The sequence below is a fragment of the Halomonas terrestris genome, assembly GCF_049166755.1.
Classification (GTDB): domain Bacteria; phylum Pseudomonadota; class Gammaproteobacteria; order Pseudomonadales; family Halomonadaceae; genus Halomonas.
Genome location: NZ_JBMHFZ010000054.1, coordinates 1 through 1,403 on the forward strand (window position 1 = coordinate 1; position 1,403 = coordinate 1,403).

The following is a 1,403-nucleotide window of genomic DNA, read 5'->3' on the forward strand; positions in this document are numbered from 1 at the left end:
GTGTTGGTGCCGCCATGGGCGTTCATGTGATCGCCCCGGGTCAGGATGACATGATCGCCGGGTTCGGCAATGCCCTTTTCCACCAGCAATGCCAGGGCGCGGTCATTGACCTCGGTGGGCGCCATCTCGCTGGTGTCGAAGGGCAGCGAGACCACCCCCCGGTAGAGCGCCATGCGCCGCTGGGCGATGGGGCTGTGGCCCAGCCCGACGATGGGCAGCCCGGAGCGGATCCGCGAGGCGATCAGCGGCGTGTAGCCGGAGGCGGTCATGCAGGCGATGGCGGCCACCCCGGCGAGGTGGTTGGCGGCGTACATCGCCGACAGCGCGATGGTCTCGTCGATCTGCGAGAAGCCCTCGTGGATGCGGTGCCCCGACTCCTGGGCGATGCGCTCGCGCTCGGCCCCCAGGCAGACCCGGTCCATGGCCTCGATGGTCTCCACCGGGAAGTCGCCGGCGGCGGTCTCGGCCGAGAGCATCACCGCGTCGGTGCCGTCGAGCACGGCATTGGCCACGTCGAACACCTCGGCCCGGGTGGGCAGGGGCGAGGCGATCATCGACTCCATCATCTGGGTGGCGGTGATCACCGCGCGGTTGAGCTGCCGGGCACGCTTGATGATACGCTTCTGCATGCCGATCAGCTTGGCGTCGCCGATCTCCACGCCGAGGTCGCCGCGGGCCACCATCACCGCCTCGCTGGCCCGGATGATGCCGTCCAGCGTCGCCTCATCGGCCACCGCCTCGGCGCGCTCCAGCTTGGCCACCAGGCCGATCTCGGCGCCCGCCTCGCCGAGCAGCTCCCGGGCCTCGGCCATGTCGGCGGCGCTGCGCGGGAAGGACACCGCCAGGTAGTCGACGCCGATCGCCACCGCGGTGGCCAGGTCCGCCCGGTCCTTGTCGGTGAGCGCCGGGGCCGAGAGGCCGCCGCCCTGCTTGTTGATGCCCTTGTTGTCGGAGAGCCGGCCGCCCACCACCACGCTGGTGTGGATCAGGTGGTCGGCGACCCGGTTGACGTCGAGCACCAGGCGGCCGTCGTCGAGCAGCAGGCGGTCGCCGGGGGCGACGTCGTCGGCCAGGGTCTTGTAGTCGCAGCCGACCCGGGTGGCGTCGCCGGCGTCGCCGTCCAGCGCCATGTCGAGGATGAAGGACTGGCCCTCCTCGAGGTCCACGGGGCCGTCGCGGAAGCGGGCGATGCGGATCTTGGGCCCCTGGAGGTCGGCCAGGGCGGCGACGCTGCGGCCCAGGCGGGCGGCGATCTCGCGCACCCGCTCGAGGCGGCGGCGGTGGTCGTCGGCACTGCCGTGGGAGAAGTTGAGGCGCACCACGTCGACACCGGCGGCGATCATCGCCTCCAGCACGCCGTCCCGGTCGCTGGCCGGGCCCAGGGTGGCGACGATCTTGGTGCG

1 protein-coding gene is annotated in these 1,403 nt (G+C 72.0%); it reads right to left on the reverse strand.

What is annotated here, in order from left to right; genetic code table 11:
- The coding region (gene pyk / locus ACOMD9_RS21075; protein WP_421417980.1) for a pyruvate kinase at positions 1–1,403 on the reverse strand (1,403 nt) is incomplete at both ends.